Origin of the sequence: Cyanobacterium sp. T60_A2020_053 (assembly GCA_015272165.1) — a bacterium.
In the GTDB taxonomy this organism is placed as follows: Bacteria; Cyanobacteriota; Cyanobacteriia; order Cyanobacteriales; family Cyanobacteriaceae; genus Cyanobacterium.
In genome coordinates, this window is sequence record JACYMF010000054.1 from 1 (window position 1) to 16,191 (window position 16,191).

Annotated in this window: 9 protein-coding genes and 1 tRNA gene; 5 read left to right on the plus strand and 5 right to left on the minus strand. The window is 36.5% G+C overall.

What is annotated here, in order from left to right; all coding sequences use genetic code 11:
* Positions 1 to 2,436, plus strand: a 2,436-nt coding sequence (locus IGQ45_07355; GenBank protein ID MBF2057029.1) for a translocation/assembly module TamB domain-containing protein, incomplete at its 5' end; no start/stop codon positions are given.
* A gap of 500 nt (positions 2,437 to 2,936) precedes the next feature.
* Entirely contained in the window at positions 2,937 to 3,689 is a 753-nt protein-coding gene (locus tag IGQ45_07360) for a DUF2993 domain-containing protein (protein MBF2057030.1), read from the plus strand.
* A 261-nt stretch (positions 3,690 to 3,950) separates the two neighbouring features.
* Here IGQ45_07360 and IGQ45_07365 read toward each other — a convergent pair whose 3' ends face one another.
* Positions 3,951 to 4,352 (minus strand): biopolymer transporter ExbD, encoded by a 402-nt coding sequence (locus IGQ45_07365; GenBank protein MBF2057031.1) that lies wholly within the window; start codon positions 4,350 to 4,352, stop codon positions 3,951 to 3,953.
* Positions 4,339 to 4,992, minus strand: coding sequence for a MotA/TolQ/ExbB proton channel family protein (locus tag IGQ45_07370; GenBank protein ID MBF2057032.1), 654 nt, complete (start codon positions 4,990 to 4,992; stop codon positions 4,339 to 4,341). Before IGQ45_07370 ends, IGQ45_07365 begins: the two co-directional genes overlap by 14 nt.
* 179 nt (positions 4,993 to 5,171) lie before the next feature.
* Between IGQ45_07370 and IGQ45_07375 the strand changes: the two genes are divergently transcribed.
* Together IGQ45_07375 and IGQ45_07380 are read left to right on the plus strand one after the other, a co-directional pair.
* Positions 5,172 to 6,653, plus strand: a complete 1,482-nt coding sequence (locus IGQ45_07375) for a TonB family protein (GenBank protein MBF2057033.1) — start codon at positions 5,172 to 5,174, stop codon at positions 6,651 to 6,653.
* Between the two features lie 136 nt (positions 6,654 to 6,789).
* Positions 6,790 to 7,836: a hypothetical protein gene (locus IGQ45_07380; GenBank protein ID MBF2057034.1), complete on the plus strand. Its 1,047-nt coding sequence runs from the start codon at positions 6,790 to 6,792 to the stop codon at positions 7,834 to 7,836.
* A gap of 553 nt (positions 7,837 to 8,389) precedes the next feature.
* On the opposite strand, the gene mfd is transcribed toward IGQ45_07380, so the two are convergent.
* Both mfd and IGQ45_07390 read right to left on the minus strand, forming a co-directional pair.
* Entirely contained in the window at positions 8,390 to 11,872 is a 3,483-nt protein-coding gene (gene mfd / locus IGQ45_07385) for a transcription-repair coupling factor (protein ID MBF2057035.1), read from the minus strand.
* 123 nt (positions 11,873 to 11,995) lie between these two features.
* Complete coding sequence (locus IGQ45_07390; GenBank protein MBF2057036.1) at positions 11,996 to 13,165, minus strand: glycosyltransferase; 1,170 nt, start codon at positions 13,163 to 13,165, stop codon at positions 11,996 to 11,998.
* A gap of 110 nt (positions 13,166 to 13,275) precedes the next feature.
* Here IGQ45_07390 and IGQ45_07395 point away from each other — a divergent pair.
* Positions 13,276 to 13,348: transfer RNA gene (locus IGQ45_07395), tRNA-Thr, on the plus strand.
* Positions 13,349 to 13,703: 355 nt separating this feature from the next.
* Here the strand turns inward: IGQ45_07395 and IGQ45_07400 are convergent.
* Positions 13,704 to 16,085, minus strand: coding sequence for an exonuclease (locus IGQ45_07400; GenBank protein MBF2057037.1), 2,382 nt, complete (start codon positions 16,083 to 16,085; stop codon positions 13,704 to 13,706).
* Positions 16,086 to 16,191: the final 106 nt, after the last annotated feature.

Genomic DNA, 16,191 nt, shown 5'->3' on the forward strand with positions numbered 1-16,191 from the left:
AAAGCAGATGAATTGACAGAAAATCAAACTAATCTTTCTTTAGCAAGGGAAGGAAACGAATTATTATCTGACAACCAGAATATTTCTATAGATAAGGAGAAAGAAAACTTATCTTCTTTACCCGTGACAAGTAAAGCAGATGAATTAACAGAAAATCAAACTAATCTTTCTTTAGCAAGGGAAGGAAACGAATTATTATCTGACAATATAAAAACCGTTAAAACAGAAAACAAAGAAACTCCTCAATATAGATATAAACTAAAAAATAATCAGAAAGAAAATACTGATAGTCAAAATCAATCAAAACCATTATTTAGAATCAATAACAAAAACTTACCACTACAAGAAGCCATAGAAGAATGGGAAAAAATTAAAAAGATTGCTGACGAAACCGAAAAACAAAAAAATAATGCCAATATACCTCCCCTAGAAAGCCTTGAGGGAAAATTTGACGGCAAAATCAACCTCAGCGCGTCTCGCCGTAGCGGTATTAGTCTTGACTTCGACTTTAATGGCAACCAATGGCAATGGGGAAAATATCAAGCCGATAGTCTTCAAGTGAAAGGAAATTATGACAATGGTTTACTAACTTTATTACCTGTCAGCATAAAATTTGCCAATAGTATCCTATCACTAACGGGAACTTTTGGTAGTGAGCGTATTTCTGGACAACTCCTCCTTTCGGATTTACCCGTAGAAATGTTAGGGGAAATGTTTAGCCTTCCTGAAAATCTGGATATAAAAGGTATCGTTAACGCTAACTTGGTTATCAGTGGCAATGAAGTTAATCCCCTCGCTAGAGGTAGTATTGATTTAGTCAATGCCACTATCAATGATAATAAAATAGAAGAAACCCAAGCTAGTCTCGGTTATAGTAACTCCCGTCTGGAATTTTTAGCTAGTAGTAATTTAATTGGTGAGGAAGAATCAGCGCGCGTCACCGGTAGCATTCCTTTTCAATTACTTCCCCAGTCGTCTCCTCCAGTCAAGGAAAATTTTGATTTAACTTTTAATATCAATCAATCTGGTTTCGGTTTGCTAAAAGTCGTCACCAATAATCAATTTGATTTAACCAAAGGGGAAGGAGAAGTTAATTTAACCATTCAAGGCAACTACTCCCAAAATAATAATCAAGTTACTGATGTGATTACCGACGGTGTCGCCAATATCAATGAGGGGGAAATGAAGGTTAGTTTTATCCCTGATACTCCTATTACTAATATAAATGGTCAAGTTTTATTTGATTTCGACCAAGTTACTATCCCTCAACTTACAGGGAATTTTAATGATGGTGATATTATTATCAACGGTAGTCTATCTTTATTTGAAGATAATCTTTCTAATAATATTCTTCCAGAAGATAGGCAACAGGAATTAGAAGAAAATTTACCAAATAATGGTTTAAATGTCAGTATTGATAACCTCTCTCTGGATTTACCGAATTTATATCAAGGTAGCCTCGGCGGTAATGTGAATATAGGGGGGAGGGCGCTGAATCCGTCTCTTTCTGGTAAAATTTCCCTATCCAACGGTAATATACCCCTCGGTAACAGCGATAATAGTCAAAGTGATAATCCTTTCCAAAGCAATGATTTTATTGCCAATACCGCTATCAATCAACTACAAGTTATCCTCGCTGACAATGTCTCCATCAGTCAACCGCCGGTGTTGAATTTACAAGCGCGCGGCGCCTTAACCCTTAACGGTAGTGTCGGCAATCTACAACCAGAAGGCGTTATCAACCTCGTCGGCGGTAGCGTCAATCTCTTTACCAGTCAATTCAAATTAGCTAGAAATTACCCCCATAGCGCCAGATTTACCCCCGAAAATGGCTTTAATGCCTTCCTTGATATGCGTCTGGAAACCGCCGTCACGGAAACCAGTCGTTATCGATTTACTAATAATAGTAATCCTAATGAAATTAGAGATGATTTAAACAGTACAATTAATACCATTGAAACCGTAAGAATTAATGCTCAAATTAAAGGTTTAGCTTCTAATGATATTAATAATAATCTGGAATTATCTAGTAGTCCAGCTAGAAATAGAACGGAAATAATATCTCTTTTAGGCGGTGGATTTAATACTAATTCTGGTCAAGAAAATGGCGTTTTAACATTGGCAAATATTGCTAGTAGTGCAGTTTTAGGCAGTTTTCAAAACAATATAAATAGCTCCTTTAATTTTTTAGATTTTAGACTATTTCCTATACAAATTACTAATAGTGAAAGTCGTGTTTCTAACCTTGCTTTAGGTGGAGAAATTAGTGCTGATATTACTGATAAAATATCTGCTTCTTTTCTCGCTATTTTAACAGAACAAGAAGCACCTTTATATAGTATTCGTTATCGTTTGAATGATCAATTACTGTTGAGAGGATCAACCAACTTTAATGATGATAGTCGAGGGGCGCTGGAATTTCAACTACGTTTCTAAGCTAAGACGTATTCAATATCAAGTTTTTTTGATCACTTGGAAATGAATTAGACTAATCTTAGTTCAATTTATTGAACGATCGGGCCGTTAGCCGTGTAATTCATTACACGGTGGCTAAATTGCGAAGATATAATCTATTTGTAACTGATTATCTGAACTTGATATAACTTACTGTTTCTACTAACAAGGGGTTTAAACCCCTTGTCTTTTGACTCAAACCCTTACCTATTGCCTACCTTCACCAGCAAACTTACAGCGCTTTTCAAATGAATAAACCACGTTTTTTGTTTCTCGCAGAGGCGCAAAGACGCAAAGATAATATTTGTAATAATCCAAAGTGTGGTTTAAGGAAATGAAAACTGCTGTAAATGCAAACTAGCTTAAATTTCATTCTCTAATATTTTGCCGAGATTCTGAGTATTTTTACTCAAAAATGTCGAAAAAAGAAAATTTAACATTTCTTAATGTTATGATGTTGAGTGTAAAAGTAAATCAGGACGATGACAGCAATTGTGTTTGGTAGCTTACCTTTTCCCGGACAAAGTGGTGATCAACTGGTCAGTAAAGCTGTAACAGGTGCTATAGGCTCTCTTTTTAAACGTACAGAGAAACTAGAAGCTAATGTTAAAGCTGAACCATTAGCAAAACTTTTGCAGGGTAGTGTGGACGGTTTTGACTTTGTGGGCAATGGACTGGTCATGTATAATGGGTTACGTTTAGAAGGAATGGAATTGTACCTTCAAGCGGTTTCCATCGATTTCAGCGCCGTTTTTAGTGGTAAAGTTCGCCTTAGGCAGCCGACTCAGGCAACCATGCGCATTGTGCTAACTCAGCAGGATTTGACAACTTCCTTTAATACTCCTTTCATTGTCGATAAATTACAAAAAGTGCAGTATGAGGGTAATAATCTTCATTTTCAGAATACCGAGTTTAACATCAATCCAGACAAGTCCATTGATTTACGCTCAGAAGTTGGCTTGGGTAGTGATGGTGATATTATTCCCATCTCCATCAAGGCTAATATGGAGTTAGAAGGGCGCACGAAAATAAAATTTACTAATCCTACTTTTCACGGTGATGAAAAAGCTCAATCTTTAAGTGAAGTATTAATCAATCATGTCAATAATTTATTGGATTTGGACAAATTTGCCCTTGATGGTAGTCGCTTAAAAGTAGATCAATTAAGGGTTAAAGATCAAGAAGTAGTTTTTTATGGTACTTTAGAAATCGATCGTTTTCCTAATAAAAAATAAGTCAAAAGAGTAATGGATAATGGAGAATTGACAATTGATAATGAGTTATTTAGGGTTTGCTGAATAAACTCAGAAGTGTCGATTCATAAGGGTTAAGACATAGTACAAGCATCTAAAAATACGCAAAATTGCGCTTTTTTTAAATAAAAATGCAGTTAAAACACAAGAACACATATACTATACGAAGAGAGTAAAACCTCATAATTGTCAATTATCCATTATCAATTGTCAATTTTTCCTATTCCCTCAACTTATCAGTTATTATTTTTTAGTAGCAGCGATGGCTAAACCCAAACCATTTACTTGTCTCAACTCATCCATAACTGATACCACTTTACCGTAAGATACATTTTCGTCAGCGTTGATAATTGCTATACTTTCCTGATTAGAAATCATTAAATCATTGACGGCTTTTTGTAAATTATCGAGTTGAATTGGTTGTTTATTCAAAAAAATCTCGCCATTAGTTTGAATAGTGACATTAATTTCCTCAAGTTGTTGAGATTCAGCCGTAGTTGCTGAAGGTAAATTCACCGGTAAACCTTCGGAACGAATTAAGGAAATACTAGATATGATAAAGAATGCTAAAATTGAGAAAATAGCATCAATCATTGGTACTATATTAATCTCTCCTTGTACATCAGGCTCTTCAGGTATTCGCATAGGTTTTTTCTTCCTCTTTTCTTTCATAAAAACGACGATACAAAAGTTCTAATTGTCCACCATATTCCTGAATTAAGGCAATTTGGCGTAAATAAAAAGAACGAAATACATTAGCAAATATTAATGTGACAATGGCAACAACTAAACCCATAACGGTAGAAACTAAGGCTTCACTGATACCCCCAGTAACTCCTGCCGTGTTTGTGCCTGTGGCATTGCCTAAATCAAGGGACGAAAAAGATTCCATTAACCCTAAAATTGTACCAAGTAATCCCAAGAGGGGCGCTATGGTAATCACCGTTTGAAAAAAAGTATTAAATCTCTTTAATAAAGGTAACTCTGCCTGAGTCGCTGTTTCTAATGCTAAACGAAACTCAATAGCATTAGCACTTTCTAATTCTAAGGATTCTAGGAAGATTCTAGCCATAGGTAAATCGATATTCTTACGCAATTTATGAATTGCTGTGACAGAATCAGACCGATAAATTTTTAAGACTTCTTTCACTAAGACTCTTTCTCTTGACTTAATTCTTCCCCAAAACCAAAAGCGTTCGAGGATTAGGGCAATGGTGATAACAGAAAAAAGCAATAGAGGTATTGATACTACTCCCCCCGCTTGTAATATTTCAATAGTTGACATTAATTTTCTAATTTATTTTAAACTACTTGCAAATAATTATTAATTACTTTAAGATTTTAATATAACAAAAATAAAGTATTAAGGCAAATATTCATCCAATCCCAAAAATAACTTTTTTTTTCACCGTCTTTCGGGCTTCTAGCCCAACTCACCTTCCTATTCTAGTAAATTAATTAATCATGACTTATTCAGTAACTTGTATTGAACAGCGTCAACAAGAAGCCGATAAAACTCGTAAACTTATTACTATGGGGGTAATTGGTTCAATCGCTATTCATGGAGTTGTTTTGACGGCTCTAAATTCCATAGAAAAACCTTTGACAGATTTGACAGAAGAAAGTAAACCCATTGAATTTATTATCGTTAAAGAGCCTGAAATTAAAAAACCTGAAATAAAAGAGCCTGAAATAAAGCCCGAAGTCAAACCTAAACCTAAGCAGGAATTAACAGAAGTAAAACCTCCTCAACCTCAGAAAGTGGAAACATCCCCTTCCTTTGCGAAAACCGAGATTATTCCCCCAGCGCCCTCCACCCCTGAAATAGCGCCCTCCACCCCTGAAATAGCGCCCTCCACCCCTGAAATAGCGCCGGAAGTAAACCCCACAGTGGCAAATAACCCCAGAGAAATTAGGGAGACAATACCACAACCAACTATCACACCGACACCGCAACCACAGATAACGGCGCAAAATCCAGCGCCCATCACCCCACCCCAACAAATTTTAACCAGTAATACTATGGCGAGAAATAATACTCCCCGTGCCATTAATCCAGTGGAAAATAGTAATAATTCCCTGCGCAGTAACTTTACCTCTCCCACAAGGGTAGAAAATAACCATAGTAGCCAACCGACAAATATTGCCCGTATCGCCGAAAATAGCCCCGTTTCCAGTGGCAGACTATCACGCCCTAGCGGTAAAACTCCCAATGCCATCAGTAACAGCAAGACTCAAGGAGAAAGCATCAGCAATTTAAAAAATAGCCTCAATCGTAGTAGTAGCAATACCAATAACGCACCCAGCACAGTGACAGGTATTCCTAATAATATCGCCAAAACCAGCCAATCAGTGCCACAGCGCCCTCAACCGAAACCGACACCTCCTCCACAAAGCATCAAATGTATTAGTAACTGCAATCCCTCTTATCCTGCCGTTTTAGCAGGGGTGGAAGGCAAAACCACCGTCAAAGTTAATCTTGATAATAGCGGTAATGTCGCCGGGGTAAGCGTAGTCAATCCTCACAGTAACGGCGAAGTGAATCGACAAGCCTTATTAGCGGCGCAAAAAATGCGTTTTTCCTCTCCGGGTGTCAATAATGCTTCTGTGCAAGTAAGTATTAATTTTACCGTTGCTGGTTCTGATTTTGATCGCATCGCTAGGGAAAAACAAAAAGAAAAGGAAACACAGGCTAGATTAGAACAAGATAAAGAGCGTCAAGAAAGACAAGCACAATTAGAAAAAGAAAGACTAGAAAGACAAAGACAATTAGAAAAAGAACGTCAAGAAAGGGAAGCTCAAGCTAAAATTGAGAGGGAAAAAAGGGCTGAAGAATTACGACAACAACAGCTAGAAAAAGAGCGTCAAGAAAGAGAAAATCAAATCCCTACACCAGAGCCAGTATTACCTTCACCTGAAGTAAATAGTTCTAGTTTAGAAAATTAATGGCTTTCTTACTATGAGAAATTCTTGGCTATTATAGGAAAAAAAAGATGGAAAAGATAATCATTAAATAATAATTTTTTCACTTTTAACTTTGATTTTACTTAAATAATTTAACAAATAAAATATACTATTAAAAATGAATAAAAAGACTTTAATTACTACTTCATTATTAGGTTTATTTTGGGGACATCAATTATTAATAAATAACCCTGTATTTGCTAATACTATTACTTTGCCAGACGGGGGAAAATGTGAAGGTAGTATTACCGGGGGAAATATTAACGGGGAGGCAAAATGCACTTTCAGTAATGGCGACACCTACGAAGGAAATTTTGTTGATGGTGAAAAGCAAGGAAAAGGAAAATATACTTTTGTTAGTGGTGGCTACTACGAGGGCGAGTTTCAAAATGATCAATTTCAGGGCTTAGGTATAAGAATTTTTCCTGATGGTGATAAATATGAGGGAGAATTTCAACAGGGCAAACCCGCAGGAAAAGGAGTTTATACTTCTACCGATGGCAGTGCATACGAGGGCAATTTTGTCAATGGTTCACCACAAGGGGAGGGAAAATTTACCTATAGTAACGGTGACACTTGCTCTGGCATGGTAACAGACGGTAAAATTGAGGGTGAGGGCATTTGTACTTATAAAAGTGGGGATCGGTATGAAGGGCGCTTGGTTAATGGCCAACCCCAAGGGCAGGGTATTTATACTTTTGCTGATGGCGGTAGTTACCGAGGTACTTTTGAATCTGGGAGTATGACAGGTAAAGGGGCGCGCGCCTATGTCAATGGCGATAGTTATGAGGGGCAAATCAAAGCAGGTATTCCTAATGGTGAGGGAATTTATAAATTTAGTGATGGAGGAGTATATGAGGGCAATTTTGATAATGGTAAACAGGTAGGCAAAGGAGTTTATAAATTTGCCAATGGTAATCGTTATGATGGAGACTTTGTCAATGGGCAATTTGAGGGTAAAGGTACTTTTACTTTTGCCAATGGGGATGTTTGTCAAGGCACTTTTAAGAATAATCAGTTAAACGGTGATGTGATTTGTGATTATGCTAATGGTGATACATATAAAGGACAATTTGTCAATGGTCAAAAAAATGGTCAGGGGATTTATACTTTTGCTGATGGTACAGTTATTGATGGTAACTGGCGAGATGATCAACCCCTATGAATTAAGGGTGTTGGTTAATTTAAACAGGAAATACCTTTAATTACAAAAAGTATCTTAGTCTGTAAAGATTATCAGTATTCTCTCTTCCCCATTTTCTATCAACACTAAAAATCATAGCTTAATTCACCAACGCCTTTTTTTCCAATGGCTGAGGCATAATACTGAAGTGTTTACAGCTTACAAACGGAGTTTAGGCTTTATTTGGGCTTAGTTTTTGTTTAAGTACCGTTAAACCATGTAGTAAATCTCGCTCAAACCCAGCGCCCTCCACCCCACTCTAAAACCTTTTACTTTTTACTTAAAAAGCGCCCTCCACCTTTACTAAATATTATCAAAAAAATTAAAATCAAGTAAAATATAGAAAGTAAAATAATTGACTTTATTGAAATATCGTGACTAAACTTTTACAAGAAGCTATAGATAAAATTCAACAACTCACACCCGAAAAACAAGAGATTAAAACCGCCGATGATGATCAATCTAGCACCCTAGATATTCTTAAAGAATCTGGATTAATCGGCTGTATCAGTGCAGAAGCAAACCTTTCTAATAATTATAAATCTGTTATAAAAGAAGGATTAGAGTCCAATATAAGATCAAACCAACTATTAAGACTTTCCAACTGCTGAGGAGGTTTCAGCGCCCCTAACCCTCGTACAATCACTTTATTTTTAGCATAAACAAAACGAGAACGGAGATGAGCAGGAATTTTCTCCATAATAATATTCCATGCCGGTTCTTGCATGGGTGTTTCTAATACCAAATTTTGCTTACCTTCCATGCGAATGCGCGAAAAACCGAGGGATTTTCCCTTCTGTTTCAACCGCGCTATTGCCAAGAGGAGGTGTGCTGGGGGAGGAATTTCCCCGTATCTATCCAACCAATCCGCCTCAATTTGTTTAATTTGTCGTTGCGATGTAGCAGTGGCTAAAGCCCGATAAGCGTCCATTTTTTGATCAGTATCACTAATATAACGCTCAGGAATAAACGCCATCACATTAAGATCAACTTGAGTGTCTTCCACCGTAGGAATTTCCTGCCCTTGAATCTCATTAATCGCCTCTTTCAACATTTCTGTATATAGCTCAAACCCAATAGCCTCAACCTGTCCAGACTGTTCAGCCCCCAACAAACTACCAACCCCCCGAATCTCCATATCACGCATCGCTAAATGATAACCTGAGCCTAATTGCGAAAATTCTTGTAGCGCCCGTAACCGTTTTCGCGCCGTATCCGATAAGATTTGATTATCAGGATACAATAACCAAGCATGGGCTTGAACTCCCGAACGTCCCACCCTACCACGCAACTGATATAATTGCGCCAAACCGAATTTATGCGCATCCTCCACAATGATGGTATTGACACGGGGAATATCCAAACCTGACTCAATAATCGTTGTACACAACAGCAAATCAGCCTCACCGTTATTAAAACCGAGCATGGTTGACTCTAATTCCCCCTCATCCATTTGTCCATGCGCCACCCCAATGCGCAGGGTAGGAATCATCTCTTGCAACATTTCCCCCACTTTTTCCATGCCTTCAATGCGTGGCAAAACATAAAAAATTTGTCCCCCTCGATCCAATTCATTGCGAATAGCCGTGCGAATAATATCTTCATTAAAAGCGCCAATATGGGTTTTAATCGGGCGCCGACTGGGGGGAGGTGTAGTAATTAAACTCATTTCCCTAACCCCAGAAATGGACATATACAAAGTACGAGGAATGGGTGTGGCACTGAGGGTTAAAACGTCAACAGAAGTTTTCATTGCTTTGATTTTTTCTTTTTGATTAACCCCAAATCTTTGCTCCTCATCAATTACTAATAACCCCAAATCTTTATACTTAATAGTTTTGCTTAAAAGTTGGTGAGTACCGACTACAATATCTAACTCCCCTGTGGTTAATTTTTGCAAAATTTCTTTTTTTTCTGATGCCGTACGAAAACGATTTAATAAGCCTACATTAACCGGATAAGGAGCAAATCTTTCTAATAAATTAAGATAATGTTGCTGTGATAAAATGGTGGTGGGCGCTAAAAATGCCACTTGTTTATTACCTGCTGTTACTACTTTAAAAATAGTTCTAATAGCTACTTCAGTTTTACCAAAACCCACATCACCACAAATTAAACGATCCATCGGGCGCTCACTTTCTAAATCTCTTTTGGCGTCTTGAATTGCTTTTAATTGATCTGGTGTTGCTTCATAGGGAAATGAGTCTTCTAATTCTCTCTGCCAAGGAGAATCTTCGGGGTAAGCATAGCCATTTAAGTTTGCTCTAGTGGCGTATAATTTTACTAAATCCACCGCTAATTTTTTGATAGATTTCTTAGCTTTATTTTTGAGAGTTTGCCACTCTTTTCCTGTTAGTTTATAAAGTTTAGGAGGATTACTGTCACTGCTACGATAACGAGTTAATACTTCTACATTTTCAGCCGGTACTCTTAATAAACCATCAGCATATTTAATTACTAAATACTCTCTACTGTGCAAATTTTCTAATTGTAAAAACTGCCCAATTCCATGATCTTTATGCACTACATAATCATTCGGTCTTAACTTATCTAAATCAACTTGTTTTGATACCGCTTTTCTGCGCTTTCTGATGTAATTAGGAGTGGCTAAATTATGTTGTCCAAAAAATTCTCGATCAGTAACAATTACTAAACGAAAAGTAGGTAAAATAAACCCTTCTAATTCTGCTTGTCCTGAATATTTTAAAGCAACAGCAATATTTTGACGATGACTTTTTTCAATACTAGGAAAATCTATAGGATTAGGGATAAATTGCACAGGGCAATCATGATCTTGTAATAATGATACACAACGGGAAGGTTGAGCGGAAATTAACCAACTATTATACTTACTCAAATCAATGGTTTGATAGGCTTCTTTTTTTCCTCGTAATAATTCGGCTAATTTAGCAAATTGATGGGGAGAAACAGGTAAAGGGCGACTTGATAAGTTAAGACCATCACTATCATCTAAACTTAATTCACTGAGATGAATTTGCGGATATTTAATCAAAGCTAAAGATTCAGAAAAATCACGGTGTAAAATGGGGAGGAGTGCGCCCTCCACCGTATTATTAATTAATTGCCATTTCTCCTCAGCTTGACTTGTCCAAATTTTGCTATGAGCTTGACATTGTGCCACTTCATCCACCGCTACAACGGTTTGAGAAGGAAAATAAGCCAAAATATTAACCACTTCAGGGAAAGCAAAACCGAGAAATCGAGTTGCCCCTTCAGGAAAAATCCCCTCTTTTAAGTTGTCCTGTTCAAAATTGCTCAAGTATGGTAATATAGGCTCTATGGTGGGTAAACTATGAAAAATAATACTATCCCAACCACTAGGGGTTAAAGTTAACCTTTCAATATTATCTAAACTCCTTTGTGATGCGGGATCAAATTCCTTGATTTTCTCCAATTCATCGCCAAAAAATTCTAGTCTCAGGGGTAATTCCGCCGAAACAGGAAAAATATCGATTAAATCTCCCCTTTTTGCCCATTGTCCTTCCGTTTCCACTAAATTAACGCGCTCATAGCCCATTTTTGCTAGTTTAAGCTCAATTTCTTGCACATCTACCGTCATGCCTTTAACTAAATCAAGGCAATATTGCCGAAATATCTCCACGGGGGGAAGATGCGGTTGCAATGCTTTTTCCGTTGTCACCACCACCGCCGAAGAATCTTGAGGAGTATTTAGTAAATTAGTGAGAGTCTGCATCTGTCCCCAAATCATCTCTGATTCTGGACTGAGAGCTTCATAAGGACTTGCTGAGGTGGTTGGATAGAAAAAAACTCGTTTATGCCCCATTGTCTCTATATTTGCCATCCAACGCAGGGCTTCTTCAAGGGTAGCACAGACGATTAAGAGATTATGGTTAGGGGTGAGGGCGCTGGTGACTAATCCTTTGACGAGGCGAGGGGCGCCTTGTAGTTTGAGGGGCGCTGAAGGGTTTAATTTTTGGCTTAATTCACGGCTGAGGGGAGTTTGAGCCATCGCCCTAACCACTGAGGAAAATGTCATTTTAGTTGATTTATGATAGTTTTACAGGCACGGGAGAAGGGGAAAATTATGAATTATGAATTATGAGTTATGAATTGTCCATTATCAATTATCCATTATCAATTATCCATTGTTAATTGTTAATTATCCATACATTCTACCGCGCCACTGTTTGGGTTTAGAGAAAGCAGAAAGAAAGATGCGCGCTACTGCTAATATATCGGCGGTGGGTGATAACCACAATAACCAGCGCCCTCCACCATTTTTCTCATAACTGGAAGATATAGCAAATACCAGCGCCCATCGCCCTATCAATAAAATAATATTGAGGGCAAAAAGTACCTTAAAAGTGAGGAAATTAAAGGTATTAAAAGTGAATAGTCCAAAAATGGTAAAAAGTAACGGAAAACCCTGTACAAGAGCTAGAAAGCCTAATTCTGACCATAATTGACTAGGAGAGGAAGCATCTTTAAGGTCTAAAGAGCGCCCCCAACCGTGCCAAGTGTCGGCAAAACCTTCATACATTCTCACCTTGAGGAGGCGCGCGCCGTCAGCAAATCCTACCTTATAACCTCTTTTTGCCACTTCCCTAGCGAGGGTGACATCATCACAAAAAGAAGCCTTTGCCACCTCATAACCGCCTAATTCCGCTAAAACTTCCCTTTTAATCAAAAAACATTGTCCATTAGCCATGACTGTTTCTGGGCTAGGTGCATTGACTCCCGACGACTCAAAACGATATAACAAAGTCATTAATAATGCCGGTTGTAACCACCATTCGCCCCCTGATTTGAGGATAAATTGAGGGGAAAGAGAAAGTAAATCATAGTCGTTAGTTGCCGCAAAGTGCAGTAAACTGGCGATTAAACCAGCTTGGGGTTGGGTATCAGCATCCACACCCAAAACCCACTTACTTTGCTCAGATGTTGCCAAAAATCCGTTATGTAATGCCCAAGGGCGCCCTACCCAATCCTTCGGTAAAGTAGGATCAGATATTAACTTAAAACGAGGGTCTTTTTTTGTCATTTCTGTTACTTTTTCTCTGGTGCCATCTTGAGAATTACTATCAACTATAATAATTTCTCGCACTTCATAGGTTTGACGAGATAAACCTGTTAACATCCCATCCATGCGCTCAACTTCGTTTAAAGTTGGTACAATTACCGATACTTGGGCTAACATGGTGGCGCTGGCTAAACGTGGCTGTAACGGCGGAAATCTTTTTGCCCCTCGTAATAATCTACTGAAGAGGAGGAGGGAGCTGGGTACTTGAAATAATAATAAAATAAAAAATATTGAGGCAATTAAGGTCATTTTTCTTCACAAATTGTAATAAAAATCTTATCCTGTTTTGTGCCATGATGCCACGCAAAACAGTGGACTTTTCCCTAAAATAAGTTATAATTGGTTTTGTGAAAAATTTTGCTACCTTAGCTCAGTTGGTAGAGCAACCGATTCGTAATCGGTAGGTCGTGAGTTCAAGTCTCATAGGTAGCTTTTTGTTATGATGGCAAAAATCATGCCATGAAGGCAAATTGATAATGGATAATGGACAATGGATAATGGATAATTAGGGTCTGCTGAATAAATCAAAACCCTTGTTAAATAAAGGTTTAAAGTCTATTTTACATAACAAAAAGTGTCATAAATTGACTTTTTTCTCTAAAAATACTGTATTTTTCCATGCCAATCAAAAATAATTGATACAAATGAGCAATTTATGAAAAATAACTATTTGGCTAAAGTCTTAAATTTATAAGCATTTCACCTGAAACCTGACACCCGAAGCCTGACACCTCCCCTCACCAAAATACTTTTTCAGCAACCCCTAGATAATCTTTTGATAACTGAATTATGGCAAAAAGGTAGTTAAAAGTGGTTTAATAAGGTGATCTTCAGAAAAGTTATCTCGGCAAAAGTTTAGCGCCCTCCCCATATCAAAATCAACATCTTTTTGCTGAATATCAATAATTAATTGATAGATTAATTCTAAATTAACACGCTCATTTTGTTCCATTAAAATAAATTTACCGTTATTAGTATTATTGAGTTTTTCTATTTCTAATTTACCTACTTTAGCCGTGATTATATTTTCTTGAGCATCTCTAAATAATTTAAAAGTCATTTGTTTATTAGTAGCAACTAATTCATTAAAATTACTTAAACGTCTTGTAAAACCAGCGCCCCCCATGTGTAAGAAACCGATTACCAATGAGTTTTTCTGATTATTTATTGCTATATGTTCAGGTATTTTTTTGCTATTCAATCTTAATTGATTTCTGTCAATATTTGGCTCAATTTTAGCTAAAATATCCACTAAGTTAATTATTTTACCGATGTCATCACTATCAGTAATAATGTTAGCTTGATAGTATTTCTCTGTGAAGAATGCTGTTTTTTCTTCTATATATTTCTTCAATTTTTCATCTGGTTTTGGATCAATAATAGGGTCAGGATCAGGTAATATTATCGGTAACTCAGCTTTTTTAATCAAATCACGAATTTGAAATAACGTATTTTCTAAAACGTCAATTCTACTTGTTAAGCTACTTTCAGAAGAGGAATTAACTTGTTTATTATCTTTTGGTAAAGGAATATTATCAGCATAATAACGAAAATAATCAGAAGCCAAATTTAAAACACTTCTTATGGAATTTTGGCTTAAAATATGTTTAATATCTTGAGGCGTAAAAACTTTCTCTAACTCTAAACCTACATCTCTAAATTTTAAAGCTAAAATATCTTTTAAAGTATCCTGATTAGGATGATTTAAACTGAAACAATGTTGCGATAAACGCTCAATAACAGAATTATCAAAAACATTCTGAAATTGTTGCCAAGTCTCAGGAAATAAATTGAGAATAACTAAGCTATTTGGCACATGAGTTAAAACTTCTTTGACAGCTAAACCAAAACTTTCTAAAGTAGTTTTATTCTGAGTATATCCCAACCCTTCTAATTGATCAAAAACAATAATTAAAGGCTCATCTAATAAAGATAATTTACCGAAAACTGACAACGCAGAAAGAGCAAATTCTTCTCGACTTAAATCATCTGTCCAATTTTTTAAACCAATTTTTCCTGCTTCCTCATCTTCTAATTCTTTTCCTGCTAACCAATTTCTAGTTAAGTCTTTTAAATCTTGACGATTATAACGACAAAATTTAATCATTCCCAACAAAATCTCGCTAGAATAACCGCCTTGAGAGTATTTAGTATTCCACCAATTTAGTATTCTTTTCTCGATAATCGTCCAGTTTTTTTGATATTGCTGAGTATTTTCTGTGCCTAGTAAACTATATAAGCTTAAGCTATTATCTTGTAGCTTCTCGATAATTTTAGTAATTTTGTCATCGTTAATATTTTGATTAATTTCGGTTAAAATAACAATAAAGCTATGGGCAATCAAAAATTCTAATTGACTGCGATTTGTGTCGGGTACTTTTTCACTAAAAGACTCCAAGACACGACTGTAAATGTGATAAAAAACTGCATCTGAGTTATTAGGTTGACGAATAAATAATAATCGGTTTCTTTTTAGTAAATTTTGAGCGATTCTCATGATTAAATGAGTTTTTCCAGCGCCCGCCACCCCTAAAATTACTGCCCCTTTACTTTGACTATTTTCATCATTTTTTATTTGCTCTAAAATAGCCGTTAAACCTTGATATTGACTTTGGTAAAGTAAATTATAATCGAGATGATTTTGAAAAGGATTATCTACCCTATTGCTAGAAAAAGGATTAGGATATTGTGATAAATTCTTGGTATTCATAGCCGATAAATGATTATATAATAAGTTAGTAAATCGAGCATCGTAGAGGGCGCTATGGGCTTGACTTTCTTGGAAAAAGCGCCCTCCCAACTTCAGTCTTAATTGTTTGGATAAATAACCGAGAGAATAGTTAGAAAAATCGGGATATTTTTCCTTAGTCAGCTGAAAAGTACAGATAAACTTAACGGGAGGAAATGCTTTTTTTGCCTGTCGGAAACTATTTTTTAAAATTCTTTGATCATGTTGGGCATGATGGCAGATAATTTGAGTATGGGGTAAAATTTTCTCAAGATTAGTAACAATTTCCACTAAAGAAGCTAAATTAATTCTAACATTTTCATTATTATAATGCCCTTCGAGAAAAGCATGATATATTGTTTTTCCTTGAGCATCAATTATTGCTATTTCCCTGATAATTTCTTGCCCTTCCGTATCAATAATTAAAATATTTTTCGTCATTGATTTATTTTTTTATCTCTCGCAAAGGCTTTTAAAAGGAAAAGTTAAAAGGGCAAAGGGCAAAGGTTTAAAGGCTTAACTCTTTAATTTATAAGCATTTCACCTG

Bases quoted from the DNA above. Each gene is read 5' to 3' on its own strand.
- IGQ45_07360 (MBF2057030.1), top strand. From the start codon at position 2,937: ATGACAGCAATTGTGTTTGGTAGCTTACCTTTTCCCGGACAAAGTGGT.
- IGQ45_07365 (MBF2057031.1), bottom strand. From the start codon at position 4,352: ATGCGAATACCTGAAGAGCCTGATGTACAAGGAGAGATTAATATAGTA.
- IGQ45_07370 (MBF2057032.1), bottom strand. From the start codon at position 4,992: ATGTCAACTATTGAAATATTACAAGCGGGGGGAGTAGTATCAATACCT.
- IGQ45_07375 (MBF2057033.1), top strand. From the start codon at position 5,172: ATGACTTATTCAGTAACTTGTATTGAACAGCGTCAACAAGAAGCCGAT.
- IGQ45_07380 (MBF2057034.1), top strand. From the start codon at position 6,790: ATGAATAAAAAGACTTTAATTACTACTTCATTATTAGGTTTATTTTGG.
- mfd (MBF2057035.1), bottom strand. From the start codon at position 11,872: ATGACATTTTCCTCAGTGGTTAGGGCGATGGCTCAAACTCCCCTCAGC.
- IGQ45_07390 (MBF2057036.1), bottom strand. From the start codon at position 13,165: ATGACCTTAATTGCCTCAATATTTTTTATTTTATTATTATTTCAAGTA.
- IGQ45_07400 (MBF2057037.1), bottom strand. From the start codon at position 16,085: ATGACGAAAAATATTTTAATTATTGATACGGAAGGGCAAGAAATTATC.